The organism is Methylobacterium sp. yr668 (genome assembly GCF_900116245.1).
Taxonomy (GTDB): domain Bacteria; phylum Pseudomonadota; class Alphaproteobacteria; order Rhizobiales; family Beijerinckiaceae; genus Methylobacterium.
Genome location: NZ_FOZY01000007.1, coordinates 248,265 through 273,458, shown reverse-complemented (window position 1 = coordinate 273,458; position 25,194 = coordinate 248,265). Strand labels below are relative to the sequence as shown.

Sequence of the window (25,194 nt, the reverse complement as noted above, 5' to 3'; positions counted from 1 at the left end):
GCCCGTCGACGCGCGGATAATGCGCGCAGGTTGTTCCGGTCCCGGCCCGACGGTAAGGGCAGATCCTGAAATCGGCGCCCGAGAGTCCATCGCACCCGCGCGGGGCGGGCTCGGCCGCGCCAACACCGCCGAGCCTTCTCGGGAGACGTCACCATGTCCCGACCTTCGATCCAGATCCACCCGATGATCCTGTGCGGGGGGACGGGGACGCGGCTGTGGCCGGCCTCGCGGGAGAGCATGCCCAAGCAGTTCGCCCGTCTGGTCGACGCCGAGCGCTCGACCTTCCAGGCGACGCTGGCGCGGGTGTCGGACGCCACCGTCTTCGCCACGCCCACCGTCATCGCCTCGGCCGAGGCCCGCTTCATCGTCGCCGAGCAGCGCGACCAGCTCGGTCTCTCCGCCGACATCCTGCTCGAGCCGCAGGGCCGCGACTCCGCCGCCGCCGTTGCGGTCGCGGCGCTGCACGCCGCCGCCAGCGACCCGCAGGCCGTGGTGCTGATCATGGCCGCCGACCACGTCGTGCCCGACACGGCGGCCTTCGTCGACGCCGTGCGGCGCGCGGCCGCCGGCGCCCAGGCCGGCTACACGATGACGCTCGGCATCGAGCCCGACCGGCCGGCCACCGATTACGGCTACATCCGCCGTGGCGAGCCGATCGCCGAGGCCCCGGGCGCGGCCCGCGTCGCCCGCTTCGTCGAGAAGCCCGACCGGGCCGGCGCCGAGGCGCTGATCACCGACGGCGCCCTGTGGAACTCGGGCTACTTCCTGTTCCGCGCCGACCTGATGCTGGCCGAGCTGGAGGCGTTCGTCCCCGAGGTGCTGGCGGCCGCGCGCGCGGCCCTGGAGGCGGCGGTGACCGACCTCGACTTCGTCCGCCTCGACGCGGCGGCCTTCGCCCAGGCGCCCAAGATCTCGATCGACTACGCGGTGATGGAGCGGACCGCCCGGGCCGGCGTGCTGCCGGTGTCGTTCGCGTGGTCGGATGTCGGCACCTGGGACGCGGTCTGGCAGGTGCTGGACCACGACGAGGCCGGCAACGCCGTGCGCGGCCGGGTGTCGCTGATCGGGACCAAGAACAGCCTCGTGCACAGCCAGGGCGAGGGCCTGACGGCGGTGGTGGGCCTGGAGGACGTCGTGGTGGTCTCGACCCCCGACGCGGTGCTGGTGGCCTCCAAGGCGCATTCGGGCAAGGTGAAGGAGCTGGTCGGCGCGCTGCGGGCGCGGGGGGCGCCGGAGGCGGACGCGCATCTGCGGATGTATCGGCCCTGGGGCTGGTACCAGCGCATCGACCTCGGCGAGCGCTTCCAAGTGAAGCGGATCCAGGTGGTGCCGGGCGGGCGGCTGTCGCTGCAGAAGCACTACCACCGGGCGGAGCACTGGGTGGTGGTGCGCGGCACCGCCGAGGTCACGATCGACGAGCGGGTGGTGCTGGTCCACGAGAACGAGGCGGTCTACCTGCCGATCGGCTCGATGCACCGGCTGGCCAACCCCGGCAAGATCCCGCTGGAGTTGATCGAGGTCCAAGTCGGCTCCTACACCGGCGAGGACGACATCATCCGCGTCGAGGACATCTACGGCCGCTGAGCGCCCGGCCGGGCAGCCTGCGACCCGATCACCCGCAGGCGCGCCCGGAACATGCGGCCACCCCGATCGATAGCCTAGCGTGTGGCCGCTCCCGTGCGGCCGCGCCACAGCGTCGGGGATACCGCATGAAGCACAAGCCGCTCCGCGAGCAGGTCATCGTGATCACCGGCGCCTCGTCGGGCATCGGTCTCGCAACGGCCCGGATGGCGGCCGAGCGCGGCGCCCGGGTGGTGCTGGCGGCGCGCAGCGGCGACGCCCTGGCGCGCATCCGCGCCGAGATCGAGGGCGTCGGCGGCAAGGCGATCGACGTCGTCGCCGATGTCGGCCGGCGGGCCGACGTGCAGGCGGTCGCCGACCGGGCCGAGGCGACCTTCGGCGGCTTCGACACCTGGGTGAACGTGGCCGGCGGCTCGATCTACGGCCGGCTGCGCGAGATCAGCGACGCCGACCACGAGCGCCTGATCCAGACGAATTTCTGGGGGACCGTCTACGGCTCCCTCGTGGCGACCGAGCACATGCGCCAAAACGGCGGCGCCCTCATCAACGTCGGCAGCATCGCCTCCGACCTCGCCTTCCCGTTCCAGGGCATGTACGCGGCCTCGAAACACGCCGTGAAGGGCTTCACCGACGCCCTGCGCATGGAGCTGATGGACGAGAACGCGCCGATCTCGGTGACGCTGATCAAGCCAGCCTCGATCGACACCCCCCTGCCCCAGCGGGCGCGCAACTACATGGACCGCGAGCCGAGCCTGCCGCCGCCGATCTACCCGCCGGAGGAGGTGGCGAACGCCATCCTGCACGCGGCCGTCCACCCGCAGCGCGACATCTTCGTGGGCGGGGCCGGCAAGGCCTTCGTGGCCGGCAAGGAATTCGCGCCCGGCGCCTACGACTATCTCGGCCCGGCCATCATCGCGCTCCAGAAGCGCCGGAGCGCGCCCCGCAACCCGGACGGTGCGCTGCACGCGCCGGTCCCGGCGGGCGAGACGCGGGGCGACCCGCCCGTCCCGGTCATGCGGACCAGCGCCTATACCCGCGCGACCCTGCACCCCCTCGCGGCGGCGGCCGGCCTCCTCGGCGTCGGCGCGGCCACGGCCTTCGCGGTGCTCGGCACCTCGTCCGGGCGCCGGCGGCGCCTGTAAATGGCTGTCGCGACGGAGACCCTGCCCGGCCCCGCCCGACCGGCGCGGGAGGCCGGGACCGGCCCCGAGGCCGATCCCCGGATCGTGCCGCGCCGGATCGTGTCCCTGGCCGACGACCGGACGATCGCCTACGCGGAGACCGGCGCCGGGCCGGACCTCGTGGCGATCCACGGCACGCTGATGTGCCTGGAGGACGTCTGGCTCGGGCCCGTGCCGGCTCTGGCCGAGCATTTCCGCGTGGTCGCCGTCGACCGCCCGGGCCACGGCTTCAGCCGCCGACCGCGCGGCGGGGGCGCCGACATCTGGGACCAGGCGGCGTCCATCCGGGAGGCGGTGCGGCGCCTCGGCCTGGAGCGCCCGGTCATCCTGGGCCACTCGTTCGGGGGCGCCGTCGCCCTCGCCTACGGCATGCTCCATCCGGACGAGGTGGCCGGCATCGTCGCCCTCGCGCCGATCTGCTTCCCCGAGCCGCGGCTGGAGCAGGTGCTGTTCGGGCCGCGGGCGCTGCCCTTCGGCGGCGACGCGCTGTCGGCGTTCCTGGGCGCCAGCAGCGACCGGGCGCTGCTCCCGCTCCTGTGGAACGCGATGTTCTTCCCCGAGGCGATGCCGGCGCGCTTCGCGCGGGACTTCCCCTTCGCCCTCGCGGGTCGCCCGGCGCAGATCACCGCCGAGGGCGAGGATGCGGGCTGGCTCTGGCCGGGGCTCGCGCGCAGCGTCCTCGGCTACCCGTCCCTGCGCCGGCCCACCCGTATCCTGGGCGGCAGCGCCGACCTGGTGGTGAACACCGAGTTGCACGCCCGGCGCGCGGCCGGCCTGATCCCGGGGGCGCGGTTCGAGCCCCTTCCGGGGGCCGGCCACATGCTGCACCACCTGCAGACCGACGCGGTCGTGCGCGCGGCCCTGGCGGTGCGGTCGGAGGCCTGACGGACCCGGTCACGAGCCCCGCGGGCGGGGCCTCCCTCAGCGGATGAGCGCCTTGATCTGCTGCTTGGCGCCCGCCTTCAACCGGGCCAGCCCGCCGCGAGCCTGCCGCTCGCGCTCCTGCCGCAGCGTGCGCTTCTCGGCGTTCCAGGGATGCTCGTGGCGGAGCGTGTGCTCCGGCGCGCGGACCCCGAAGCCGAGGGCGTAGGCGCGCCGCGGTCCGGCGCTGAGATTCGGCCCGGCGCAGTGCAGGGTCCGGCAATCGTGGAAGGTGGCGCCGCCCGCCGGGAGCGGACACGGGACCGCGCGCTCCACCGGAACGCCGAGGGCCTCGAGCCCGTGGATCCGCGGGTCGCCGCCGATGCTGCGATGGGGGAGGAGCGGCTCCCGGTGGCTGCCCGGGACGTAGAGCATGCAGCCGTTCTCCGGCGAGACGTCCTGCAGGGGCATCCAGACCGTGATGGCCCGGTAATTCGTGTAGGCGGCGTAGAACGCCTCGTCCTGGTGCCACGCGGTGGCGGCGCCGATCTTCGGCGGCTTGCGGATCGCGTGCTCGAAGACGAGGGCCGCGCGGTTCCCCAGGAGCTGGCGCGACATGGCCAGGGCGTTGGCCCGGAACAGGATGTCCCGGAGCAGCGGCTCGAAGCGGGACGGGTTGAGGAGCTGGGGCGAGCGCGCCTCGCTGGCGCCGCGGTCGACGTCGACGAGGTCGAACAGGCTCCCGTCCTTCCAGCCCCGCGCCTCCTCGAACAGACGGTCATAGGCGCCGCGCAGGGTGTCGAGCTCCTCGGCGGTGGTGATCGCCGGGACGGTGACGAACCCGTCGCGCCGGAACGCGGCGATCTCGTCGTCGGTCAGGATCCGCGTCGGGACGCGCGCCGCCGCGCGATTACCCACGATCCAGCGGACGAGCCGCGACCGTGCGTCGGCCGCGCGGGCGGAGAGGCCGTTCCCGGCATCGGCGACGCCGAGCCCCAGGCGATCCGGAATCGTGACTGGCATCGCACCCTCCGCTTCGAAGTGATTCCGCGAAGATGCCCACGTCTATTCCTAGGCTTACAGTACCGATTCTTAGGTATGACTGAGCGTCACGGCCTCAGGCATTTGTCTTCAGCTTCATCATGAACCACCTCCGGTTGAGATTTCCGGTTGCAGCTCTTTCCGGGGCCGGACGCGGCTGCCGGTCGCCAGCGGCGCTCCCGCTGACGGGCGATGCCGGCGCGGAAGCGCCGCGCCAATGCATCGGATTGATCGCATTTCCGGAACCAATTTCTTTCATGGCCGATATTTAATGCATCTGCGGGGGTATCGATGAGTTCTGTGAAAGATCGGGGCGATCAATACGGACCGATTTCCCGGAGAGTGATGATGAATATTTTAACGAAAGCTGCCGCGGCCGTAGCCCTGGCGGCGCTGCCGGTCTCGGCCGCGCAGGCGATGCCGGTCGTGGCCGATCCGGGCCTCGCGGCGCCGATCACGCTGGTGGCGGGGGGATGTGGGCCGGGCGCCTGGCGCGGCCCCTGGGGCCACTGCCGCAGCACGCCCTATGTCGGTCCGCTGCCCGGCGGCTGGTATCAGGTGCGAGCGGGGAACGGCTGCCCGCCCGGCTACTGGCGCGGACCGTGGGGCCATTGCCGCAACACGCCGTATCACGGACGGCTGCCGAACGGCGGCTACCGGTAGCCGCCCGCCCTCACCGTCGACGGAGGCCGGCGCCGGAGCGCCGGCGGGCGGTGAGGGACTCGAACTCCTGACCCTCTCCGTGGAAGGATTGGCGTTCCCAGGCCGTAGAGCGACGGCACAGGAAAAAAACGTAGCGGGCCATCCGGAGCCCCGTCGGGCCTTCGTTTCCGGAAAATATCCGGAGACCTGTTCCGGGCCGGTTCGTCGGATCCCCCCTGTGTTCTACAGCGCACCCATGTCGGCCCGTAATTGGTCACGCGGTCGTCGCACCCGGCTTGTCGCTCGACGGCTTCGGCCTTGTCGCCATCGTCTCTATCGCCGCACCGGGTACAGACGCTGTCGAGCGCGGAACAGCACCTGACGCCGCCGGCCACATTGCGCCCGCCGGTGCGCCGTATATCGCACCCGACCTCCCGGCACGTCGCGATCGCCGCAATCCGTTCCAACTGCGCGACCCCGGCGCGGATCTCGGCCAGCTTGTCGGCAAGCTCTCGCATAGACCTATGGACGATTGAAAAACCCTATTGGCGGACCTCTGACTTCTTGACTGTTGTTTGTTTATTTGTCACGCATCAATGCTGATTTTTCCATATTTTGAGCATCAAAATCTGCTGACGGATCGGCTCTAAGCCGATTCCGAAAATGCCTATAACAACGCAGGCGACAGAATGGAGCTTCCGAACATGACACATACTCGAGAGGCCGTCGCCGGACTCAGCAAACAAAATGTTTTTTCTCTGAGGTATAACAGCAGAAACAATAATCGATACGAAAGCACGGGATTATTGATTTCGTTTATGAAAAAAAACAAAAAGCTATTAGATGTTGGATGCGGAACAGGGACGATTACATCCACACTGAGAGACGCTCTCTCTCTTGATGTAGTTGGCGTTGAGCCTCATCCCGAGAGAGCCGAGCAAGCGCGCACAGAAGGATTAAATGTCATCACTGGTGTTTATGATCAAACTTTCGCACAGAGAAACGAGAAATTTGACTACATCTTATTTGCAGACGTTTTAGAGCATCTTGTAGACCCAGCAGAAATGTTGAGAGAAGTAAAAAATTCGCTGGCGCCAGATGGTCGTGTGCTGGCCTCTATTCCAAATGTTGCGCATTGGACCGTAAGAGCGCAATTATTATTCGGAAATTTTAACTACAAGCCGACCGGGATAATGGATGCCACACATCTCCGATGGTTCACGCGCAGGAGTGTACGTCATTTGTTCGAGGCGGCGGGATATGAAGTTGAAGATATTCGCGGTGCCGCGGGTGGCTGGATGGGCGTATACCGCTACACGCCCTTTCGCTTTCTCCCTCAAGATCAGAAGAGTTTTGTGCTCGGCCAGCTCTGCAGGATCGCGCCCGCCCTTTTTTCAGTTCAACATGTGATAAAAGCGCGGCCAAAGTAATATTTAAGACGTAATCAAGGTTTTTATTCTGCACTTATGTGCATGATCCTGTGTCGCTTTTCGATGGAGTTCCTGTCTGCCTTCCGCCCGACCACCCCGAGACACGGTCTCCACAACGCCGCGCAGATGCTCCGGGAGGTGGTGGCCATAAACCTGCTCCACGACCTGCTCGTTGGTGCCGAGTGCTCGAGCAACCTTGCCGAACGGCACGCCCGCCCTCATGCCCCCCGTCGCGAAGGTGTGGCGCAGTGCGCGCGGCAGTTCAGCCAGGTCGAGTCGGCGCCCGACAATGCCTGATTGAACTCATCAATAATAGTGACGACGAATGACCAGCGCGACGAGGGCAACAACGGCTCCCAAGGACGCCCCGATTGGCGTGAAAAGCAAAACGACCATATAGCTGGCCGTGCCTTCGCGCTGAGTTACCTTCATGATGTCAACATACCAAGAACCGACGAGAAAACTCAGTATTCCACCCACCACTGCCCCACAAATAGCGGCACCTAGATACACAAAAATCGAAAATAAAATCTGATTGAACGCCATCGACACGCGAGCCCGCCCTCGAATCAGGGCGAAGCATCCGAAGATCCTCCTGTTTTTGCAACAGGCCCACTCTCTAATTGTGTCCTAGTACTGATATTCGCCCTCGCCAGATTTATCGGTGCCTCCACAGGCGCGCCGCAGCGTAGCGGGGCAGCTAGCGTCCCGTTCGCTTCAACGTCCCTTGGAACTCACACGAGGCGCCGTGCCACATCGTGCAGCCCTGTTCTTCCAGGACGACGGACCGGAAATCCGAAGCGTAGCGGGCGGTGATCCGGCAGGTTTGCCCACCGTCGGTTTTGCTGAAGACGACCGTGTCGGGTCCGGTCGGCCGCCCTTTCATCGTCACCTCACCGCCGCAGCCCTTGGTTCCCGTTGAGAACTGGGCCGTGAAGCCGGCTGCGCCCGCCGCCTTCACCTCGACGCCCTGCTCGTAGCCGTCCTCCTGGTGCTCGAAGGTGCCCACCGCCCTGGCTCCGGGGCCCGCAGCGTGCGCGACCGTGGAGACGAGCAAAGGGAGGAGGATCGCGAGCCGGCGGAGCATTACCGCACCTTATCAGATCGAGGAGAGCGATAGCCCTGGGCGGCCCGCACGATGATCGCCACGAAGCTGACGGCCAGCAGCAGGATCAACGCCTCGTAAGCCCACGGCCCGAGCCACGATGCGACCGCGTCCGGCATGTGACGCACGAGCGTACGCACGATGCCCGCGGCGAGCGCGATCAGCGTGACGAGGCCGAGGGCGAATTGAAGCCAGCGGGGCATGCGGCTTAGGTTAGCACGCCCCGCCAAGCCGGTCAGCGGGCAGCCTGCCGCTCGAACTGGATCCCGCATGTCTTCTGGACGGAGACCTTTTCCAGCGCCTTCATCTCGCCCTTGAGGCGCACCAGCTCGGTTCGGCTCGGCGTGTCCTAGGAACGGGCCGTGGAGGCGCAGCAGCGCAAGCGCGACGGCCAGAAGTTGACCGAGGCGCTCGAGCCATCGACCGCGGCTTCATCAGTCCTCTCCTGTGGGCCGCGGCCTAGCCGGAACCAAGGTGCCGTAAGGCGCCGTCAGAACGGTTGTTGAGGCCGGAATTTGCCGGCCTCACATCAGCAAACAATGTAAAACGAGAAACAATCTTGGTGGGCGGTGAGGGACTCGAACCCCCGACCCTCTCCGTGTAAAGGAGACGCTCTACCAACTGAGCTAACCGCCCGGCTGGCGACCGTTACGGCATGGTCCCGGTCCGGTGCAAGGGTCCGCACCCCGGATCCTCATCAGGGGTCGATGAGCCGCGTCGCCAGCGCGGGTGTCAGGCCGATGCTCTCGACAGGGTCGGGCCTCGACGGGGCCTGCCCAAATGCGCCCGCGGCCAGAACCGCGCGGGTCCCCGCCTCGACCGAGCAGATCACCGGAACGGGAACCTGCGGGGCGATCCGCGCGGCGAGCCCGGCCAGACCGGCACCGCCCAGGATGACCGACTCTGCGCCGGCCCCCGCGCAGGCGCGGCAGGCTTCGGCGAGGATCTCCAGGGCCGCGTCCGGGTCACGGGCGATCGTGCCGCCGCTCGGAGCCACCGTGCGGAGGGCCGCGAGGGCGTCGGCGAGGCCGAGCGCCGCCACGAACTCCCGCAGCATCGGCTCCCAGGCCGCGCCCCCGGTGACGATCCCGAAGCGACCGGACGCAGCGGCCTCGCGGCAGGCCGCCTCCGCCATGCCGATGACCGGTACCCGCGACAGCTCGCGCAGGGCGAGGAGGCCGGGATCACCGAAGCAGGCTAGGTAGACCGCATCGCAGCCGGCGCCGTGCTCCGCGAGAGCGTCGAGGGCCGCGTGGCCGGCGATCGCCGCCGCCGCCCGGCTCGCGATGTAGCGGGCTCCGAACCGGCCGGTGACGGCGCGCAGCTCCGCACGGCCGCCGAGCTGAGTGCGGACATGGCCGGCGACGAGATCGGTGACGTGCGCACTCGTGTTCGGGTTGATCAGCAGGATGCGCATCCGGGCCTCCGCGCCCGCGTCCACCCATGAAAAAGCCCCCGGGGCTCGGGGCACCGGGGGCTCGTCTCAATTGATCGGGCGGCTCAGTGCGCCACGAAGGCGGCGCCGTCCTCTTCGGTCCGGGCGGGCTTGGCCACCGGGAGCGGCTCCTCCCACTCGATCGCCTCGGGCTGACGGACCAGCGCCTTCTCCAGCACCTGATCCATCCGCGACACGGGCACGATCTCCAGCCCGTTCTTCACGCTGTCGGGCACCTCGGCGATGTCCTTGGCGTTCTCCTCGGGGATCAGCACCGTCTTGATGCCGCCGCGCAGCGCGGCGAGCAGCTTCTCCTTCAGGCCGCCGATCGGCAGGACCCGGCCGCGGAGCGTCACCTCGCCGGTCATCGCGACGTCGCGACGGACCGGGATCCCGGTCAGCGTCGAGATGATCGCGGTGGCCATGGCGATGCCTGCCGACGGACCGTCCTTCGGGGTCGCCCCCTCGGGAACGTGGACGTGGATGTCGCGCCGGTCGAACAGCGGCGGCTCGATCCCGAAATCGATCGCCCGGGAGCGGACGTAGCTCGCCGCCGCCGAGATCGACTCCTTCATCACGTCCTTCAGGTTGCCGGTGACCGTCATCTTGCCCTTGCCGGGCATCATGACGCCCTCGATCGTCAGCAGCTCGCCGCCGACCTCGGTCCAGGCCAAACCCGTCACCACGCCGACCTGATCGTCCGCGTCGATCTCGCCGTAGCGGAACTTCGGCGGGCCGAGGAAGACCGGAAGGGTCTCCACGTTCACCGCGACCGACTTGGTCTTGGTGATCAGGATCTCCTTCACCGCCTTGCGGATCAGGTTGGACAGCTCGCGCTCCAGGTTGCGGACGCCGGCCTCCCGCGTGTAGCGGCGGACCAGCATCATCAGGCCGTCGTCGTCGATCGACCACTCGTGCGTCCCGAGGCCATGCTTCTTCAGGGCGTTCGGGATCAGGTGCTTGCGCGCGATCTCGACCTTCTCCTCCTCGGTGTATCCGGCGATGCGGATCACCTCCATCCGGTCCATGAGCGGGCCCGGGATGTTGAGGGTGTTGGCCGTGGTCACGAACATCACGTTCGAGAGGTCGTAATCCACCTCCAGGTAGTGGTCGTTGAAGGTGCTGTTCTGCTCAGGGTCGAGCACCTCGAGGAGCGCCGCCGACGGATCGCCGCGGAAGTCCATGCCCATCTTGTCGATCTCGTCGAGCAGGATGAGCGGGTTCGAGGTCTTGGCCTTGCGCATCGACTGCACGATCTTGCCGGGCATCGAGCCGATATAGGTCCGACGGTGACCGCGGATCTCGGCCTCGTCGCGCACGCCGCCGAGCGACATCCGGACGAACTCGCGACCCGTCGCCTTGGCGATGGACTTGCCGAGCGAGGTCTTGCCGACGCCGGGGGGACCGACGAGGCACAGGATCGGGCCGGTGAGCTTGTTCGCGCGCTGCTGCACCGCGAGGTACTCGACGATCCGCTCCTTGACCTTGTCGAGGCCGAAATGATCCTCGTCGAGCAGCGCCTGGGCGCCGAGCAGGTCCTTCTTGATCTTCGAGCGCTTGCCCCACGGGATGCCGAGCATCCAGTCGAGGTAGTTGCGCACGACGGTCGCCTCGGCCGACATCGGCGACATCTGCCGCAGCTTCTTCAGCTCGGCGGTGGCCTTGTCGCGGGCCTCCTTGGAGAGCTTGGTCTTCTCGATCTTCTCTTCCAATTCGGCCAGCTCGTCGCGGCCATCCTCGGAGTCGCCCAGCTCCTTCTGGATCGCCTTCATCTGCTCGTTCAGGTAGTACTCGCGCTGGGTCTTCTCCATCTGCCGCTTGACGCGGGTCCGGATGCGCTTCTCCACCTGGAGCACGGAGATCTCGCTCTCCATCAGCGACAGCACGCGCTCGAGGCGCTGCGCCACCGTGGGGGTCTCCAGGATGCCCTGCTTGTCGGAGATCTTGACGAGCAGGTGCGAGCCGATCGTGTCGGCGAGCTTGGACGGCTCGTCGATCTGGGTCACGGCGGAGACGACCTCGGGCGAGATCTTCTTGTTCAGCTTGACGTAGTTCTCGAACTCCGAGAGCACGGAGCGCGCGAGCGCCTCGGCCTCAACGCGGTCGCCGAGCTCGTCGTGGAGCGCCTCGGCGGTCGCCTCGTAGAACTCGTCCGAGCGGGTGAAGTCGACGACCTTGGCGCGGCCGACACCCTCGACCAGCACCTTCACGGTGCCGTCGGGGAGCTTCAGCAGCTGCAGCACCGAGGCGAGCGTGCCGATCTTGTAGATGGCGTCGGTCGCCGGGTCGTCGTCGCCCGCGTTGATCTGGGTGGCGAGCAGGATGTGGCGGTCGGTGCGGACGGCCTCCTCGAGGGCGCGGATCGACTTCTCGCGGCCCACGAACAGGGGCACGATCATGTGCGGGAAGACGACGATGTCGCGCAGGGGGAGGACGGCGTAGGTGCCCGTCGAACCCGGGACCACCGGCTGGCGCGATTTCGACTGTGACATGTGACTTCCTCTCAGGGACGCCCAGGTTCGACGCCCCCATGCACGGAGCGCGCCTACAGCCGGGTGCCGACCGGGCCGCGAGGGTCGGATTTCGCTAACTTTGCGGCTGGCGACGCGGACCGGACCTCGAAGGAGCGTGCGGCCACCGCGCTGAGCCTGAGGTGGCTGCGAGGAAGCGCGTTTTCAAGGCGATCCCCGCAGCGCGCCCGGCCTGGGCCGGGCGCCGGATGCAACCCTGCCGAGTGCCTACGCGCTGACGCTCGCGGGCGTGTCCTTGTTGCGGTCGCCGTGGATGTAGAGGGGGCGCGACTTGCCCTCCACCACCTCCGGACCGATGACCACCTGCTCCACGGACTCGAGGCCCGGCAGGTCGTACATCGTGTCGAGCAGGATCGTCTCCAGGATGGAGCGCAGGCCGCGGGCGCCGGTCTTGCGCTCGATCGCCTTGCGGGCGACGAGCGACAGCGCCTCGTCCTGGAACGTCAGGTCGACGTTCTCCATCTCGAACAGCCGCTGGTACTGCTTGACCAGGGCGTTCTTCGGCTCCTGCAGGATCTTCTTCAGCGCGGCCTCGTCGAGGTCCTCCAGCGTCGCCAGGACCGGCAGACGGCCGACGAACTCGGGGATGAGGCCGAACTTCAGCAGGTCCTCCGGCTCGACCGAGCGGAAGATCTCGCCGGTGCGGCGGTCGTCCGGGGCCTGCACGGTCGCGCCGAAGCCGATCGAGGTGCCCTTGCCGCGCTGGGAGATGATCCGCTCCAGCCCCGCGAAGGCGCCGCCGCAGATGAACAGGATGTTGGTGGTGTCGACCTGCAGGAATTCCTGCTGCGGGTGCTTCCTTCCGCCCTGGGGCGGGACGGAGGCGACCGTGCCCTCCATGATCTTCAGGAGCGCCTGCTGCACGCCCTCGCCCGACACGTCGCGGGTGATCGACGGGTTGTCGGACTTCCGGGAGATCTTGTCGATCTCGTCGATGTAGACGATGCCGCGCTGCGCCCGCTCGACGTTGTAGTCCGAGGCCTGGAGCAGCTTGAGGATGATGTTCTCGACGTCCTCACCGACGTAGCCGGCCTCGGTCAGCGTCGTGGCGTCCGCCATGGTGAACGGCACGTCGAGGATCCGGGCCAGCGTCTGCGCGAGCAGGGTCTTGCCCGAGCCGGTCGGCCCGATCAGCATGATGTTGGACTTGGCCAGCTCGACGTCGTTGTGCTTCGTCGCGTGGGCGAGCCGCTTGTAGTGGTTGTGCACCGCGACCGAGAGGACCTTCTTGGCGAAGTCCTGACCGATGACGTAGTCGTCGAGGACGCGGCGGATCTCCTTGGGCGTCGGCACGCCGTCGCGGCTCTTCACCAGCGAGGATTTCGACTCCTCGCGGATGATGTCCATGCACAGCTCGACGCACTCGTCGCAGATGAACACCGTGGGGCCGGCGATCAGCTTGCGGACCTCGTGCTGGCTCTTGCCGCAGAACGAGCAATACAGCGTGCTCTTCGAGTCGTTGCCGCCAGTCTTGCTCATATCGGTCTCCGATTCCTCGCGTCCGCCGCCGGCAAGGGGCGGACGCGCATCGCATGAATGTAGGGGGCCCGTTTAAAGAAACAGTGTGCTGCGCGCCTTTGACCGAAGGGCCCGAACCTCGATGCAAACACGCTGCCGCGGCGGGATCAAGGCCGCGCCGCGGCGGTCAGGCGACGCGGGCCGGTCAGGCGGCCGCCGGCTCGGGACGCTTCTCGATCACCTCGTCGATGAGCCCGAACTCCTTGGCCGCGTCGGCGGTCATGAAGTTGTCGCGCTCCAGCGCCGTGTGGATCGTGTCGTAGTCGCGGCCGGTGTGCTTCACGTAGATCTCGTTCAGGCGCCGCTTCAGCGCCTCGATCTCGCGGGCGTGGATCAGGATGTCGGTTGCCTGGCCCTGGAATCCGCCGGACGGCTGGTGGACCATGATCCGGGCGTTCGGCAGGGCGAAGCGGTGGCCCGGCTCGCCAGCGGTGAGCAGCAGGGAGCCCATCGAGGCAGCCTGGCCGACGCAGAGGGTCGTCACCGGGCAGCGGATGAACTGCATCGTGTCGTAGATCGACAGGCCCGAGGTGACCACGCCGCCGGGGGAGTTGATGTAGAAGGAGATTTCCTTCTTCGGGTTCTCCGCCTCGAGGAAGAGCAGCTGCGCCACGATCAGCGACGCGCCGTAATCCTCCACGGGGCCGGTGAGGAAGATGATGCGCTCGCGGAGCAGGCGGGAGTAGATGTCGAAGGCGCGCTCGCCGCGGCTCGACTGCTCGACGACCATCGGCACGAGCGCGTTGTTGTAGACGTCGATCGGATCTCTCATCTCATCCTGCCCCGGAGTGAGGCCCGGGGCTGCCGCGAATCAGGGCAGCCCCGGGCATGTCAGCGAACACCGGCGATGCTTAACCATCGCCTAACCCTTGCCCGCCGTCCTGGGACAGAGCGGGACTCAGTCGGCCTTGGCTTCGGTCTTGGCGTCGGTCTTGGACTCGCCCTTGGCCTCGGCCTTGTCTGCCGGCTTGCCGCCGGTCGTGTCGTCGTCATCTTCGTCCGCGAAAAGCGCCTCTTTCGAGACGGGCTCCTCGACGAGCTTGACCTGCCCGAGGACGTGGTCGACGACCTTCTCCTCGAACAGGGGCGCGCGGAGTTCCGCGAGCGCCTGCGCATTCTTCCGGTAGAAGTCCCAGACCTGCTGCTCCTGGCCCGGGAACTGCCGGACCCGGGCGATGAGGGCCTGGTTCACCTCCTCGTCCGAGACCTTGATATCGGCGCTCTCGCCGACCTGCGCAAGCACGAGACCGAGACGGACGCGCCGTTCCGCGATCTTCCGGTACTCGGCCTGGGCCTTCTCCTCGGTGGTGTCCTCGTCCTCGAAGGTCTTGCCGCGGGTCTTGAGGTCCTGCTCGACCTGGGCCCAGACGGCGGCGAATTCCTGGGCCACCAGCGACGGGGGCAGCTCGAAGGCGTACTTGCCGTCCAGCGCGTCGAGGAGCTCCTTCTTGAGCCGGCGGCGCGAGGCGGCCTCGAAATCCCGGCCGATCGCCTCGGACACGGCCTCGCGGAGCTTCTCCAGCGACTCCATGCCCATGGACTTGGCGAGCTCGTCGTCGATCTTGGCCTCGCCCGCCGCCTGGATCTTCGTGACGGTCACGTCGAATTCGGCGTCCTTGCCGGCGAGGTGCTCGGCCCCGTACTCGGCCGGGAAGGTGACCTTCACGAGGCGCTTGTCGCCGACCTTGGCGCCGACGAGCTGCTCCTCGAAGCCCGGGATGAACGAGCCGGAGCCGAGCTCCAGGTCGATGCCCTCGCCCTTGCCGCCCTGGAACTCCTCGCCGTCGATGCGGCCGACGAAGTCGATGGTGACGCGGTCGCCGCTCTGGGCCTCGGCGCCCTCCTCGCGCTCGGTGAACGGACGGCTCTGGCCGGCCATGCGCTCCAGGGCCTCGTCGACCTCGGCGTCGGCGGGCTTGGCCACGAGCTTGGTCAGGCTGACGTCGGAGAGGTCGGCGAGCTCGAAGCTCGGCATCACCTCGAGGGCGACCTTGAAGGCGAGGTCGCCCTTGGCGTCGAGCGCCTTCTCGACCTCGGCCTGGTCGGTCGGGAACTCGACCTGCGGCTCCAGGGCGAGCTTGAGGCCGTTATCGGTGACGATCTGGCGGTTCGCCTCGTTGACGGCGTTCTGCACCACCTCGGCCATCACGGAGCGGCCGTAGACCTTGCGCAGGTGCGCGACCGGCACCTTGCCGGGACGGAAGCCCTTGAGCTGCACCTTGTCCTTCATGCCGGACAGCTCGTTGGTCAGGCGCTCCTCGAGTTCCTGGGCGGCCAGCAGAACCTGAAACTCGCGCTTCAGCCCCTGGGCATTGATCTCGGTCACCTGCATCGTCGTCGTCGCTCTTCAAAGAAACCTGGGTTCGCCGGCCGGGCCGGCGTCGTGCTCGCGCGGACCGGGATGCCGAGATGTCGGGTACGGGGCGGAGGGTCCCGAGGGGACCGCAACCTCAGCAGAGGTCCTGGTGCGGGCGGAGGGGCTCGAACCCCCACGTCTTGCGACACTGGAACCTAAATCCAGCGCGTCTACCAGTTCCGCCACGCCCGCGCGCGCCGACATCCGGCGCATCGCCGGCCGCCGGAAGCGCGCCCTATAGCATGGGCCGGCGGGCCCGCAGCAAAAAACTTGCCCCTGTGGCGCGGGAGCCCGCGCGCCGCTAAGGAGCGGACCCGTCGCGAGCCGCAGCCGAGATCCCATGCCGCAATCCCGCACCGTGCCGTCGACCGATTCGCGCGCCGGCACGCCGTCGCGCCGAACCCTGCTCGCCGCCGCGGCGGCCTTCGGGCTCGCGCCGGAGGCCGCGCGGGCCCAGGCGCCGGCCGCCGCGCCTGGGACATCCGCGCCCGTCCAGCCGGAGCCCGCGGTCGCGCCGGCGGCCCTGCCGGCGGCGCCCGGCAAGGCCCGGTTCAGGCCGGACCCCGCACCCGAGACGGCGGTCTGGTGCTTCGACGGCAAGGCCCTGCCGCCCGTGGTCCGGGTGAAGCTCGGGCAGGCGTTGCGCCTCAAGGTCGAGAACCGGACCGACAAGCCGCTGTCGCTCCACTGGCACGGGGTGCGCAACGTCAACGCCATGGACGGCGTCGGCGGCGTGACCCAGGCGCCGATCCCGCCGGGCGGCGACTTCCTCTACACTTTCACGCCGCCGGATGCCGGCTCCTACCTGATCCGGCCCCTGGTCGTCGGCGGGGCGAGCGAGCCGTCGGGCCGGGGCCTCGCGGGCATGCTGGTCGTCGAGGAGACGAACCCGCCCGCGGTCGACGCCGACGTCAGCGTCGTGCTGCAGGACTGGCGGCTCCAGGACGACGGCACCCTCATGCCGTTCGGGCAGACGGCGCTCGCGGCCGCGCACGGGCGCCTCGGCAACCTCGTGACCGTCAACGGCAAGCCGGTGCCGGGCGCCTTCGAGGCGAGACCCGGCTCCCGAATCCGCCTGCGTCTCGGCAATGCCTGCAACGCCCGGGCAACGCGCATCAAGTTCGAGGGCGTGAAGGTCTACGTGGCGGCGGTCGACGGCCAGCCCACCGACACGTTCGAGCCCCTGCGGGCGACCCTGCCCTTCCCGCCCGGCACCCGCTACGACCTGCTGGTCGACCTGCCGGAGGAGGAAGGCGCCACCTGCGAGATCCACGCGCTGATCGGCAAGGGCCTGGTCCTGGCGAGCGTCGTCACCAAGGGCGCCCGGATCACCGAGAAGCGGCCCCCGATCGGGCCGATCGGCGAGAACAAGCGCCTGCCGGCCGAGATCAAGCTCCAGAACGCCCTGCGCCGCGACGTGGTGATCACCGGCGGCGCCTTCGTGCCGAAGGGCAAGGACGGAGTGAAGGACGGAGCCAAGGACGGAGCCAAGGACGGCCCCGCGCCTGATCCGGTCTACACGGGCGACCCGCAGAAAATCTGGTCGGTGAACGGCGCGAGCGGCACCGCCGGCCTCGCGCCGATCTTCTCGGTGAAGCGCGGGCAGGTGGTGGTGCTGGCCCTGCGCAACGAGACCGCCTTCCCGCAGGCCCTGCACCTGCACGGCCACTGCTTCCGCCTGCTCCATCCCCTGGACGACGGCTGGGAGCCCTACTGGCTCGACACGTTCCAGCTCCTGGAGGGGCGGACGGCCCGGATCGGCTTCCTGGCGGACAATCCGGGGCGCTGGCTGATCAGCGCCACGGTGCTGGAGCGGTTCGACACCGGCCTCTGGACGATGTTCGAGGTCACCTGAGCGGTCAGCCGCCGGGTCAGCCCCCGGTCGACGCGACGAGGTCGCGCAAGACCGCCGGCATCAGCTCGGGGATATCCTCGGCGATCAGGCCCGGCCCGTGGCGCAGGCCCGCATCCCCGTGGAGCCAGACGCCGGCCGCGGCGGCCGCGAAGGGCTCCATGCCCTGCGCGAGCAGGCCGGCGATCAGGCCGCCGAGCACGTCCCCGGACCCGGCCGTCCCGAGATAGGGGCTGCCGTGGTCGTTGATGGCCGCACGGCCGTCGGGGGCCGCGATCACCGTGTCGGCCCCCTTGAAGACCACCACGGCGCCGGTGAGCGCGGCCGCCGCGCGGGCCCGGGCGACCTTGTCGGCGCCCTCGGCCATCGCGTCCGTCCCGTCGAAGAGCCGCGCGAACTCGCCGGCATGCGGGGTCAGCACGGCCCGCGCGTCCCCGTCGGCGAGATGGGCGGCGAGCAGCGGCGCCTTGCCGGCGAAGCTCGTCAGCGCGTCGGCGTCGAGGACGAGGCCGCGCCCGGCCGCGGCCGCGACGGCCACGCGCTCCCGGGTCGGCTCGCCGGTGCCGAGCCCGGGTCCGGCCAGGATCACGTTCAGCCGCTCGTCGGTGAGCAGGTCGTCGAGGTCGTCGGCGCTCTCGCAGGGCCGCAGCATGATCGCCGTGAGGTGGGCGGCGTTCTCGGGCAGCGCGGCGGTCGGGGACGCGACGGTGACGAGCCCGGCGCCGACCCGCAGGGCGCCGCGGGCGGCGAGCCGGGCGGCGCCGGTCTTGGTGGCCGGCCCGGACAGGACCAGGGCGTGGCCGCGGGTGTACTTGTGGCTCGCGCCGGTGAGGCGCGGGAAGTCCCGGCCCCACAGGTCGGGCCCGTTCCGGTCGAGGGGTGCGCCGGCGGCCAGGCCCGCCTCCAGCGCCGCCGGGCCGGTCCCGATATCGGCGAGGCTGAGCTGGCCGCACAGGCCCCGCCCGGGCTGGAGCAGGTGCCCGGGCTTGAAGGTCACGAAGGTCACAGTCTCCACTGCCCGGATGGCGGCGCCGCGCACCGCGCCGGTATCGCCGTCGACCCCGCTCGGCACGTCGACGGCGAGCACCGGCATCCCGGCCTCGTTCACCGCCTCCACGAGCGCGCGGGCGGCGCCGTCGAGGTCGCGCGACAGGCCGGCGCCGAACAGCGCGTCGATCACGAGGTCGCCGGACGGCAGCGCGCCGCCCGCGGCCGGGCGCACCGGCCCCGTCCAGGCCGCGGCCGCGAGCGCGGCGTCCCCCGTCAGCGCCGACACCGCGCCGAGGCAGAGGAGCTCGACCGCGTAGCCGGCTTCGGCCAGCAGGCGCGCGGCCACGAAGCCGTCGCCGCCGTTGTTGCCCGGCCCGCACAGCACGACGACGCGGCCACCGGCCGGGAGCCTCGCCCGGGCGCGCCCGGCGACGGCGGCCCCGGCCGCCTCCATCAGCGTCAGGCCCGGCACGCCGCCCTCGATTGCCGCGGCATCGACCCACCTCATTGCCGCGACCGTCAGCAACCGCATATCCGTCTCCGCCTCTGCCCGTGCACCGATCAGCCCTGACTAAAATCGCGCCAGATTCCGGTGAAGCGCTCTAAGGATGTGCGTGCATCGCACAGCAAATAGGCACTATGGTCGGACACGCCGCGAAAACGGCGTGGCGAAGGCGTCACGAGGATGTTAGAAATGCCAGGCACCGCAGCGCAGGCCCGAGCGGCATGAAGAAGATCGAAGCGATCATCAAGCCTTTCAAGCTCGACGAGGTGAAGGAGGCGCTCCAGGAGGTCGGCCTCCAGGGCATCACCGTCATCGAGGCGAAGGGTTTCGGCCGTCAGAAGGGCCACACGGAGCTCTACCGGGGCGCCGAGTACGTGGTCGACTTCCTGCCCAAGGTGAAGCTCGAGATCGTCCTGTCCGACGCCCTGGTCGAGGGCGCCGTGGAGGCGATCCGCAAGTCGGCCCAGACCGGGCGCATCGGCGACGGAAAAATCTTCGTCTCGACGATCGAGGAGGCGATCCGCATCCGCACCGGCGAGACCGGCACGGACGCGATCTGATCCTTCCGCCCGCGGTCCAGGACCGCCGGCGGCCGCGCACCGCGCGACACTGCCTAAGATTTCGCACTGCGCGAATGTCCGGCATCGGCGCCTCCGGCCCTGGAGCGCCGCTTCCCGCACCCCACATCATCGGGAACGGCCGGCCCGATCGGCCGCTCGAACCGGTGCAGGAGGAAGTGCGATGGCCGCCACGGACCCGCGCGAGACCGCCAAGATCTACGATCTGTCCGCGTTCCGACGCGCGCGCGAGACCGCCCGGGCGGCTCCGGAGGCGAAGCCCGCGCCCGTGCCGAGCTTCGGCGGGGGCGCTTGGTACCACGAGGCCGCCATCCGCGAGGACGAGCGCCCGCGGCGGTCCTGAGGCGGAGGAATTCGGGAGCGATGGCGCCCCTGCGGCCGTCGAGCAGGCCGGACGGGCTCCTTCACCCGACCCACTCATCCTGACGTGCCCGCGCCAGCGGGCCTTGAGAGGGCGCCCGGCGGTCCGCGCGATCCCCGGAGGCCTTCGTCGAGGCCTGCGCCGCGCTCCAACCCCCAGGACGGGGTAGATCGGAAGCCCATTACCCCGGAAACGGCGAAGCCGGACCCGAGGGCCCGGCTTCGCATCGTCTGTCGAAGCTCCGCGTCTTACGCGGCTGCAGCGGCCTCGGTCGGCACGGAAGCGATCGTCTTCAGCACCTGCGAGGCGATCTGGTAGGGGTCGCCCTGCGAGTTCGGACGGCGGTCCTCCAGGTAGCCCTTGTAGCCGTTGTTCACGAAGGAGTGCGGCACGCGGATCGAGGCGCCGCGGTCGGCCACGCCGTACGAGAACTCGTGGATCGAGGCGGTCTCGTGCTTGCCGGTCAGGCGCATGTGGTTGTCCGGACCGTAGACGGCGATGTGCTCCTCGCGGGCGTTCTGGAACGCCTCCATGAGCTTCTCGAAGTAGGCCTTGCCGCCGTGCTCGCGCATGAACGCGGTCGAGAAGTTGCAGTGCATGCCCGACCCGTTCCAGTCGGTGTCGCCGAGCGGCTTGCAGTGGTACTCGACGTCGATGCCGTACTTCTCGCAGAGGCGCTGCAGGAGGTAGCGGGCCATCCACATCTCGTCGGCGGCCTTCTTGGAGCCCTTGCCGAAGATCTGGAACTCCCACTGGCCCTTGGCCACCTCGGCGTTGATGCCCTCGTGGTTGATGCCGGCGTCGAGGCAGAGGTCGAGGTGCTCCTCGACGATCTTGCGGGCGACGTCGCCGACGTTCGAATAGCCGACGCCGGTGTAGTACGGGCCCTGCGGCGCCGGGTAGCCGGAGGCCGGGAAGCCGAGCGGGCGGCCGTCCTTGTACAGGAAGTACTCCTGCTCGAAGCCGAACCAGGCGCCGGCATCGTCCAGGATCGTGGCGCGCTTGTTGGACTCGTGCGGGGTCACGCCGTCCGGCATCATCACTTCGCACATCACCAGCACGCCGTTCTTGCGGGCCGGGTCGGGGAAGTGGCGCACGGGCTTCAGCATGCAGTCGGAGCTGCCGCCCTCGGCCTGCTTGGTGGACGAGCCGTCGAAGCCCCACATCGGGAGCTGCTCGAGGGTCGGGAAGCTGTCGAATTCCTTGATCTGCGTCTTACCGCGGAGGTTCGGGGTCGGCGTGTACCCGTCGAGCCATATGTACTCGAGCTTGTATTTGGTCATTCCGGTTCTCTCGTCCGTATCGATGCGCGACCTGGGCAACCCGGGAAGACGCGAACGGCTTGCCGCCTCGTCGACGGCTGCGGCCGCAATTGCATGGATCGTGCCAGGAAGGCCATTGCCGGAGAACAACGGTGCCCTAGAAACGGAGCTGCCGATCACGGTTACGAGATCGGGTGCGCGAACGGGCCGATCGTTTCATCCGTCGGCCGATTCCGCTGCCCGGCGGGTGGCAAGGCACGCCCGCGCCGGATATCAAGCGCCGCTTGCCGGCGCGCGACCGCGTGCGGGTGCGCCACGAGAGCCGATTCAGAGATCCCTGGAGGATGCCCACGATGACGACTGCGGCCGAGGTGCTGAAGACGATCCGGGACAACGACGTGCGTTACGTGGACTTCCGGTTCACCGACCCGCGCGGCAAGTGGCAGCACGTCACGTTCGACGTGTCGCTCATCGACGAGGAGATCTTCGACGAGGGCACCATGTTCGACGGCTCCTCGATCGCCGGCTGGAAGGCGATCAACGAGTCCGACATGCTGCTGATGCCGGATCCCGTCACCGCCACGCTGGACCCATTCTTCTCGGCCGCGACCATGTCGATCGTCTGCGACGTGCTGGAGCCGGCCACCGGCGAGCCCTACGGCCGTGACCCGCGCGGCACCGCCAAGCGCGCCGAGGCCTACCTGCAGCAGACCGGCATCGGCGACACGATCTACGTCGGCCCCGAGGCCGAGTTCTTCGTGTTCGACGACGTGAAGTTCGGCGCCGACCCGTACCGCACGGGCTTCGAGCTCGACTCCACCGAATTGCCGACCAACGGCTTCACCGATTACGAGGGCGGCAACCTCGGCCACCGGGTCCAGACCAAGGGCGGCTACTTCCCGGTCCCGCCGCAGGACTCGGCGCAGGACATGCGCGGCGAGATGCTCGCGGCCATGCAGTCCATGGGCGTGAAGGTCGAGAAGCACCACCACGAGGTGGCCTCGGCCCAGCACGAGCTCGGCATGAAGTTCGACACGCTGACCCTGCTCGCCGACCACATGCAGATCTACAAGTACTGCATCCACAACGTCGCGCAGAGCTACGGCAAGTCCGCGACCTTCATGCCCAAGCCCGTCTACGGCGACAACGGCTCAGGGATGCACGTCCACCAGTCGATCTGGAAGGACGGCAAGCCGGTCTTCGCGGGCGACAAGTATGCCGGCCTGTCCCAGGAGTGCCTCTGGTACATCGGCGGCATCATCAAGCACGCCAAGGCGCTGAACGCCTTCACGAACCCGTCGACCAACTCGTACAAGCGCCTGGTGCCGGGCTACGAGGCGCCGGTGCTGCTCGCCTACTCGGCGCGCAACCGCTCGGCCTCCTGCCGCATCCCGTGGACCAAGAGCCCGAAGGCCAAGCGCGTCGAGGTCCGCTTCCCCGATCCGATGGCGAACCCCTACCTCGCCTTCTCCGCGCTGCTGATGGCCGGCCTCGACGGCATCCGGAACAAGATCGACCCGGGCCCGGCCATGGACAAGGACCTGTACGAGCTGCCGCCGCGGGAGCTGAAGAAGATCCCGACCGTGTGCGGGTCGCTCCGGGAGGCCCTGAACAGCCTCGACAAGGACCGGGCCTTCCTCAAGGAGGGCGGCGTGTTCTCGGACGACCAGATCGACTCGTTCATCGAGCTGAAGATGACCGAGGTGCTGCGCTACGAGATGACGCCGCACCCGATCGAGTTCGTGCAGTACTACTCGCTGTGATGTGAGAGCCGGCCGGGCACGAGGCCCGGCCCGGCACGCACTTCCGGGCCGGGGCCTCTCGCGGGGCCCCGGCCTTTTTCTTGGGGACGCTCAGACGTTACCCCTCGCCGCCTCACCCGAGGCAGCCTGTGAGCGCCGAGACCGGGTCGGGACCGGTGCGGTCCCGGGCATGCCCGGCGGCCGGCTGCATAGGTGCCCGCGCACACGGAGCCCGAACGATGCTCACCCTCGACCACCTCGTCGTCGTCGCGCCCGACCTCGCGGAGGGCGTGGCCCATGTGCGGGACTGCCTCGGCCTCGCCATGCCCGAGGGCGGTCGCCACCGCGAGATGGGCACGCGCAACCACCTGCTGCGCCTCGGCGACGCCCTGTTCCTGGAGGTGATCGCCGTCGATCCGGAGGCGCCGCCGCCGTCGGGCGCCCGTTGGTTCGGCCTCGGCGACGCGGCGCGGGTGCGGGCCGACTGGGATTCGGGCCGGCGGCTGCGCGGCTTGGTCGCCCGCGCGGACGATCTCGACGGCCTCCTCGCCGCGCACGGCGCGCTCCTCGGCGCGGCGGCGACGATGACCCGGGGCGACCTGTCCTGGCGCTTCGCGGTGCCCCCGGGCGGGGCGTGGCCGGCGGACGGGGCCGCGCCCTGCGCGATGGCGTGGGGACCGCGCGGCAATCCCGCCGCGACGATGCCGGATCTCGGCGCCGGTCTGGAGGCGCTCGTCCTGACGGATCCGGATCCCGCCGCCGTCGCGGGGCTTCACGCGGCGCTGGGCCTCGTCGCTCCACCGCAGGTTGTGGCCGGCCGGGGCCCGCGCTGGACCGCCCGGATCAGCACGCCGTCGGGCCCGCGGACCCTGACCTGAGGGCGACGGACCCTCCTCGCCGGCCTGATCGGGTGGGCGACCGGCGAGGAGGGCCTGGCCGGGACTCGGAAGCCCAGGCAGCCACAACCTACCAGCGACTTATCGCGGTGCGGTGACAGGAAAGTCTCACTCCGCACAGGAAGTGTGCAGGCCCCGCCGGACGATCAGGTGTGCGCGAAGATGTCGGTCTCGGGCCAGCCGTCGAGGTCGAGGCGCGCCCGCGTCGGCAGGAAGCCGAAGCAGGCGGACGCGAGGTCGGTGCGACCCTCCCGGGCCAGCATCGCGTCGAGCCGCTCCCGGGCCGCGTGGAGGTGGAGGACGTCCGAGGCCGCGTAGTCGAGCTGGGCCTGCGACAGGGTCTCGGCGCCCCAGTCCGAGGATTGCTGCTGCTTCGACAGGTCGACGCCGACCAGCTCGCGGACCACGTCCTTCAGCCCGTGGCGATCCGTGTAGGTGCGCGCGAGCTTCGAGGCGATCTTGGTGCAGTAGACCGGGCTCGGCATCACGCCGAGGGCCCTGTACAGGACCGCCACGTCGAACCGCGCGAAGTGGAAGATCTTCAGGATGCCGGGATCGGCCAGGACCCGCTTGAGCACGACCGGCTCCGGCCCGTCCTGCGGGATCTGCACCACGTCGGCCGTGCCGTCGCCGGTGGAGAGCTGCACCACGCAGAGGCGGTCCCGATGCGGGTTGAGACCGAGCGTCTCGGTGTCGATGGCCACCGCCCGCCCCGCGTCGTAGGTGGCGGGCAGGTCGCCGCGGTGGAGACGTACGGTCGGGCTCGGCATCGTTCTCGGACCTTGCGGGTTTTCGGCCGGTAGCATCGGTGCCAAGTGCCGGCAAGCCGCGGACGATCCGCGCGGCCGGGATCGACAGGGAGCTGGACATGACGGCAGCCGAGGTGATCGCGACCCTGGGGTTGAAGCCCCATCCGGAGGGCGGCCATTACCGCGAGACGTTCCGCGATCCACGGACCGTCGACGGCCGTTCGGTCGGCACCGCGATCTACTTCCTGCTGGATCTCGGCGAGGTCTCGGCGTGGCACCGGGTCGACGCCACCGAGATCTGGCACTGGCACGCCGGCGCGCCGCTGGTGATCACCACGAGCCCCAACGGGCACGACGCCGAGGCCCGGCATCTCGGGCCGGACCTCGCCGCCGGGCAGCGCCCGCAATGCGTCGTGCCGGCCGGCCACTGGCAGACCGCCACCAGCCTGGGCGCCTGGACGCTCGTCGGCTGCACGGTCTCGCCGGGCTTCGACTTCGCCGGCTTCGAGATGGCGCCGCCCGACTGGCGGCCGACGCCGCGCGGATGATCCGCCGCTATCATGGCGGCGGCGCGCCGG

General features: G+C 69.2%; 24 protein-coding genes and 2 tRNA genes. 12 read left to right on the top strand and 14 right to left on the bottom strand.

All coding sequences use genetic code 11. The features are described 5' to 3' along the window. The first annotated feature begins 153 nt into the window (after nt 1–153). The 3 genes from BM419_RS12005 to BM419_RS11995 all read left to right on the top strand — a co-directional run bounded on the left by BM419_RS12005 (nt 154) and on the right by BM419_RS11995 (nt 3,647). Entirely contained in the window at nt 154–1,584 is a 1,431-nt protein-coding gene (locus tag BM419_RS12005; protein WP_091926550.1) for a mannose-1-phosphate guanylyltransferase/mannose-6-phosphate isomerase, read from the top strand. A 125-nt stretch (nt 1,585–1,709) separates the two neighbouring features. Next, nucleotides 1,710–2,723, top strand: a complete 1,014-nt coding sequence (locus tag BM419_RS12000; RefSeq protein WP_091926549.1) for an SDR family oxidoreductase — start codon at nt 1,710–1,712, stop codon at nt 2,721–2,723. After that, on the top strand, nt 2,724–3,647 hold the full coding sequence (locus BM419_RS11995; protein WP_091926548.1) for an alpha/beta fold hydrolase: 924 nt from the start codon (nt 2,724–2,726) through the stop codon (nt 3,645–3,647). Between the two features lie 36 nt (nt 3,648–3,683). Here BM419_RS11995 and BM419_RS11990 read toward each other — a convergent pair whose 3' ends face one another. Then, entirely contained in the window at nt 3,684–4,646 is a 963-nt protein-coding gene (locus tag BM419_RS11990) for a phytanoyl-CoA dioxygenase family protein (protein WP_091926547.1), read from the bottom strand. Between the two features lie 363 nt (nt 4,647–5,009). On the opposite strand from BM419_RS11990, the gene BM419_RS11985 reads away from it, so the two are divergent. The 3 genes from BM419_RS11985 to BM419_RS11980 all read left to right on the top strand — a co-directional run bounded on the left by BM419_RS11985 (nt 5,010) and on the right by BM419_RS11980 (nt 6,736). Beyond that, nucleotides 5,010–5,327, top strand: coding sequence for a GCG_CRPN prefix-to-repeats domain-containing protein (locus BM419_RS11985; protein ID WP_170855074.1), 318 nt, complete (start codon nt 5,010–5,012; stop codon nt 5,325–5,327). Between the two features lie 275 nt (nt 5,328–5,602). Further along, entirely contained in the window at nt 5,603–5,842 is a 240-nt protein-coding gene (locus BM419_RS31920; RefSeq protein ID WP_139257062.1) for a hypothetical protein, read from the top strand. Between the two features lie 153 nt (nt 5,843–5,995). After that, the gene (locus BM419_RS11980) at nt 5,996–6,736 is read left to right on the top strand and encodes a class I SAM-dependent methyltransferase (protein WP_091926546.1); all 741 of its coding nucleotides are present in this window, start codon (nt 5,996–5,998) and stop codon (nt 6,734–6,736) included. Nucleotides 6,737–7,042: 306 nt separating this feature from the next. Here the strand turns inward: BM419_RS11980 and BM419_RS31915 are convergent, their stop codons facing one another. The 10 genes from BM419_RS31915 to BM419_RS11930 all read right to left on the bottom strand — a co-directional run bounded on the left by BM419_RS31915 (nt 7,043) and on the right by BM419_RS11930 (nt 15,873). Further along, nucleotides 7,043–7,288, bottom strand: coding sequence for a hypothetical protein (locus BM419_RS31915; protein ID WP_139257061.1), 246 nt, complete (start codon nt 7,286–7,288; stop codon nt 7,043–7,045). A 148-nt stretch (nt 7,289–7,436) separates the two neighbouring features. Further along, a complete protein-coding gene (locus BM419_RS11970) occupies nt 7,437–7,745 on the bottom strand; it encodes a hypothetical protein (protein WP_132368135.1) in 309 nt (102 codons plus the stop codon). Between the two features lie 77 nt (nt 7,746–7,822). After that, a complete protein-coding gene (locus BM419_RS11965) occupies nt 7,823–8,044 on the bottom strand; it encodes a hypothetical protein (protein WP_091676423.1) in 222 nt (73 codons plus the stop codon). A 357-nt stretch (nt 8,045–8,401) separates the two neighbouring features. Beyond that, nucleotides 8,402–8,477 (bottom strand) — tRNA-Val (locus tag BM419_RS11960). A 61-nt stretch (nt 8,478–8,538) separates the two neighbouring features. Continuing rightward, nucleotides 8,539–9,258 (bottom strand): aspartate/glutamate racemase family protein, encoded by a 720-nt coding sequence (locus tag BM419_RS11955; protein WP_091926582.1) that lies wholly within the window; start codon nt 9,256–9,258, stop codon nt 8,539–8,541. Nucleotides 9,259–9,341: 83 nt separating this feature from the next. Beyond that, nucleotides 9,342–11,768, bottom strand: coding sequence for an endopeptidase La (gene lon / locus BM419_RS11950; RefSeq protein WP_091676417.1), 2,427 nt, complete (start codon nt 11,766–11,768; stop codon nt 9,342–9,344). 246 nt (nt 11,769–12,014) lie between these two features. Further along, nucleotides 12,015–13,286 carry an ATP-dependent Clp protease ATP-binding subunit ClpX gene (gene clpX, locus BM419_RS11945; RefSeq protein WP_020090762.1) on the bottom strand — a complete coding sequence of 424 codons (1,272 nt, stop codon included), beginning with the start codon at nt 13,284–13,286 and terminating at the stop codon, nt 12,015–12,017. 184 nt (nt 13,287–13,470) lie between these two features. Next, on the bottom strand, nt 13,471–14,097 hold the full coding sequence (locus BM419_RS11940) for an ATP-dependent Clp protease proteolytic subunit (protein WP_012322036.1): 627 nt from the start codon (nt 14,095–14,097) through the stop codon (nt 13,471–13,473). A 126-nt stretch (nt 14,098–14,223) separates the two neighbouring features. Next, a complete protein-coding gene (gene tig, locus BM419_RS11935) occupies nt 14,224–15,657 on the bottom strand; it encodes a trigger factor (protein WP_042672154.1) in 1,434 nt (477 codons plus the stop codon). A gap of 131 nt (nt 15,658–15,788) precedes the next feature. Next, nucleotides 15,789–15,873: transfer RNA gene (locus BM419_RS11930), tRNA-Leu, on the bottom strand. A 148-nt stretch (nt 15,874–16,021) separates the two neighbouring features. Here BM419_RS11930 and BM419_RS11925 point away from each other — a divergent pair. After that, nucleotides 16,022–17,536, top strand: coding sequence for a multicopper oxidase family protein (locus tag BM419_RS11925; RefSeq protein WP_091926544.1), 1,515 nt, complete (start codon nt 16,022–16,024; stop codon nt 17,534–17,536). Nucleotides 17,537–17,552: 16 nt separating this feature from the next. Here the strand turns inward: BM419_RS11925 and BM419_RS11920 are convergent, their stop codons facing one another. After that, nucleotides 17,553–19,055: an NAD(P)H-hydrate dehydratase gene (locus tag BM419_RS11920; protein WP_091926543.1), complete on the bottom strand. Its 1,503-nt coding sequence runs from the start codon at nt 19,053–19,055 to the stop codon at nt 17,553–17,555. Between the two features lie 194 nt (nt 19,056–19,249). On the opposite strand from BM419_RS11920, the gene BM419_RS11915 reads away from it, so the two are divergent. Both BM419_RS11915 and BM419_RS11910 read left to right on the top strand, forming a co-directional pair. After that, on the top strand, nt 19,250–19,588 hold the full coding sequence (locus tag BM419_RS11915) for a P-II family nitrogen regulator (protein WP_003600526.1): 339 nt from the start codon (nt 19,250–19,252) through the stop codon (nt 19,586–19,588). Between the two features lie 181 nt (nt 19,589–19,769). Further along, nucleotides 19,770–19,949 carry a DUF2735 domain-containing protein gene (locus BM419_RS11910; protein WP_091926542.1) on the top strand — a complete coding sequence of 60 codons (180 nt, stop codon included), beginning with the start codon at nt 19,770–19,772 and terminating at the stop codon, nt 19,947–19,949. A 266-nt stretch (nt 19,950–20,215) separates the two neighbouring features. Here BM419_RS11910 and BM419_RS11905 read toward each other — a convergent pair whose 3' ends face one another. Continuing rightward, nucleotides 20,216–21,250, bottom strand: coding sequence for a glutamine synthetase beta-grasp domain-containing protein (locus BM419_RS11905; RefSeq protein WP_091926541.1), 1,035 nt, complete (start codon nt 21,248–21,250; stop codon nt 20,216–20,218). Between the two features lie 332 nt (nt 21,251–21,582). Between BM419_RS11905 and glnA the strand changes: the two genes are divergently transcribed. Continuing rightward, nucleotides 21,583–22,992, top strand: a complete 1,410-nt coding sequence (gene glnA, locus BM419_RS11900) for a type I glutamate--ammonia ligase (protein WP_012322030.1) — start codon at nt 21,583–21,585, stop codon at nt 22,990–22,992. A gap of 218 nt (nt 22,993–23,210) precedes the next feature. Next, nucleotides 23,211–23,849 (top strand): VOC family protein, encoded by a 639-nt coding sequence (locus tag BM419_RS11895; protein WP_091926540.1) that lies wholly within the window; start codon nt 23,211–23,213, stop codon nt 23,847–23,849. Nucleotides 23,850–24,013: 164 nt separating this feature from the next. Here the strand turns inward: BM419_RS11895 and BM419_RS11890 are convergent, their stop codons facing one another. Next, complete coding sequence (locus tag BM419_RS11890) at nt 24,014–24,637, bottom strand: ribonuclease D (protein WP_020090768.1); 624 nt, start codon at nt 24,635–24,637, stop codon at nt 24,014–24,016. Between the two features lie 98 nt (nt 24,638–24,735). On the opposite strand from BM419_RS11890, the gene BM419_RS11885 reads away from it, so the two are divergent. Then, on the top strand, nt 24,736–25,164 hold the full coding sequence (locus BM419_RS11885; RefSeq protein WP_020090769.1) for a cupin domain-containing protein: 429 nt from the start codon (nt 24,736–24,738) through the stop codon (nt 25,162–25,164). Nucleotides 25,165–25,194: the final 30 nt, after the last annotated feature.

Excerpts from the sequence above, each read along its gene's own strand:
- BM419_RS12005 (WP_091926550.1), top strand. The coding sequence starts at position 154 with ATGTCCCGACCTTCGATCCAGATCCACCCGATGATCCTGTGCGGGGGG.
- BM419_RS12000 (WP_091926549.1), top strand. The coding sequence starts at position 1,710 with ATGAAGCACAAGCCGCTCCGCGAGCAGGTCATCGTGATCACCGGCGCC.
- BM419_RS11995 (WP_091926548.1), top strand. The coding sequence starts at position 2,724 with ATGGCTGTCGCGACGGAGACCCTGCCCGGCCCCGCCCGACCGGCGCGG.
- BM419_RS11990 (WP_091926547.1), bottom strand. The coding sequence starts at position 4,646 with ATGCCAGTCACGATTCCGGATCGCCTGGGGCTCGGCGTCGCCGATGCC.
- BM419_RS11985 (WP_170855074.1), top strand. The coding sequence starts at position 5,010 with ATGATGAATATTTTAACGAAAGCTGCCGCGGCCGTAGCCCTGGCGGCG.
- BM419_RS11980 (WP_091926546.1), top strand. The coding sequence starts at position 5,996 with ATGGAGCTTCCGAACATGACACATACTCGAGAGGCCGTCGCCGGACTC.
- BM419_RS11965 (WP_091676423.1), bottom strand. The coding sequence starts at position 8,044 with ATGCCCCGCTGGCTTCAATTCGCCCTCGGCCTCGTCACGCTGATCGCG.
- BM419_RS11955 (WP_091926582.1), bottom strand. The coding sequence starts at position 9,258 with ATGCGCATCCTGCTGATCAACCCGAACACGAGTGCGCACGTCACCGAT.
- lon (WP_091676417.1), bottom strand. The coding sequence starts at position 11,768 with ATGTCACAGTCGAAATCGCGCCAGCCGGTGGTCCCGGGTTCGACGGGC.
- clpX (WP_020090762.1), bottom strand. The coding sequence starts at position 13,286 with ATGAGCAAGACTGGCGGCAACGACTCGAAGAGCACGCTGTATTGCTCG.
- BM419_RS11940 (WP_012322036.1), bottom strand. The coding sequence starts at position 14,097 with ATGAGAGATCCGATCGACGTCTACAACAACGCGCTCGTGCCGATGGTC.
- tig (WP_042672154.1), bottom strand. The coding sequence starts at position 15,657 with ATGCAGGTGACCGAGATCAATGCCCAGGGGCTGAAGCGCGAGTTTCAG.
- BM419_RS11925 (WP_091926544.1), top strand. The coding sequence starts at position 16,022 with ATGCCGCAATCCCGCACCGTGCCGTCGACCGATTCGCGCGCCGGCACG.
- BM419_RS11920 (WP_091926543.1), bottom strand. The coding sequence starts at position 19,055 with ATGCGGTTGCTGACGGTCGCGGCAATGAGGTGGGTCGATGCCGCGGCA.
- BM419_RS11915 (WP_003600526.1), top strand. The coding sequence starts at position 19,250 with ATGAAGAAGATCGAAGCGATCATCAAGCCTTTCAAGCTCGACGAGGTG.
- BM419_RS11910 (WP_091926542.1), top strand. The coding sequence starts at position 19,770 with ATGGCCGCCACGGACCCGCGCGAGACCGCCAAGATCTACGATCTGTCC.
- BM419_RS11905 (WP_091926541.1), bottom strand. The coding sequence starts at position 21,250 with ATGACCAAATACAAGCTCGAGTACATATGGCTCGACGGGTACACGCCG.
- glnA (WP_012322030.1), top strand. The coding sequence starts at position 21,583 with ATGACGACTGCGGCCGAGGTGCTGAAGACGATCCGGGACAACGACGTG.
- BM419_RS11895 (WP_091926540.1), top strand. The coding sequence starts at position 23,211 with ATGCTCACCCTCGACCACCTCGTCGTCGTCGCGCCCGACCTCGCGGAG.
- BM419_RS11890 (WP_020090768.1), bottom strand. The coding sequence starts at position 24,637 with ATGCCGAGCCCGACCGTACGTCTCCACCGCGGCGACCTGCCCGCCACC.
- BM419_RS11885 (WP_020090769.1), top strand. The coding sequence starts at position 24,736 with ATGACGGCAGCCGAGGTGATCGCGACCCTGGGGTTGAAGCCCCATCCG.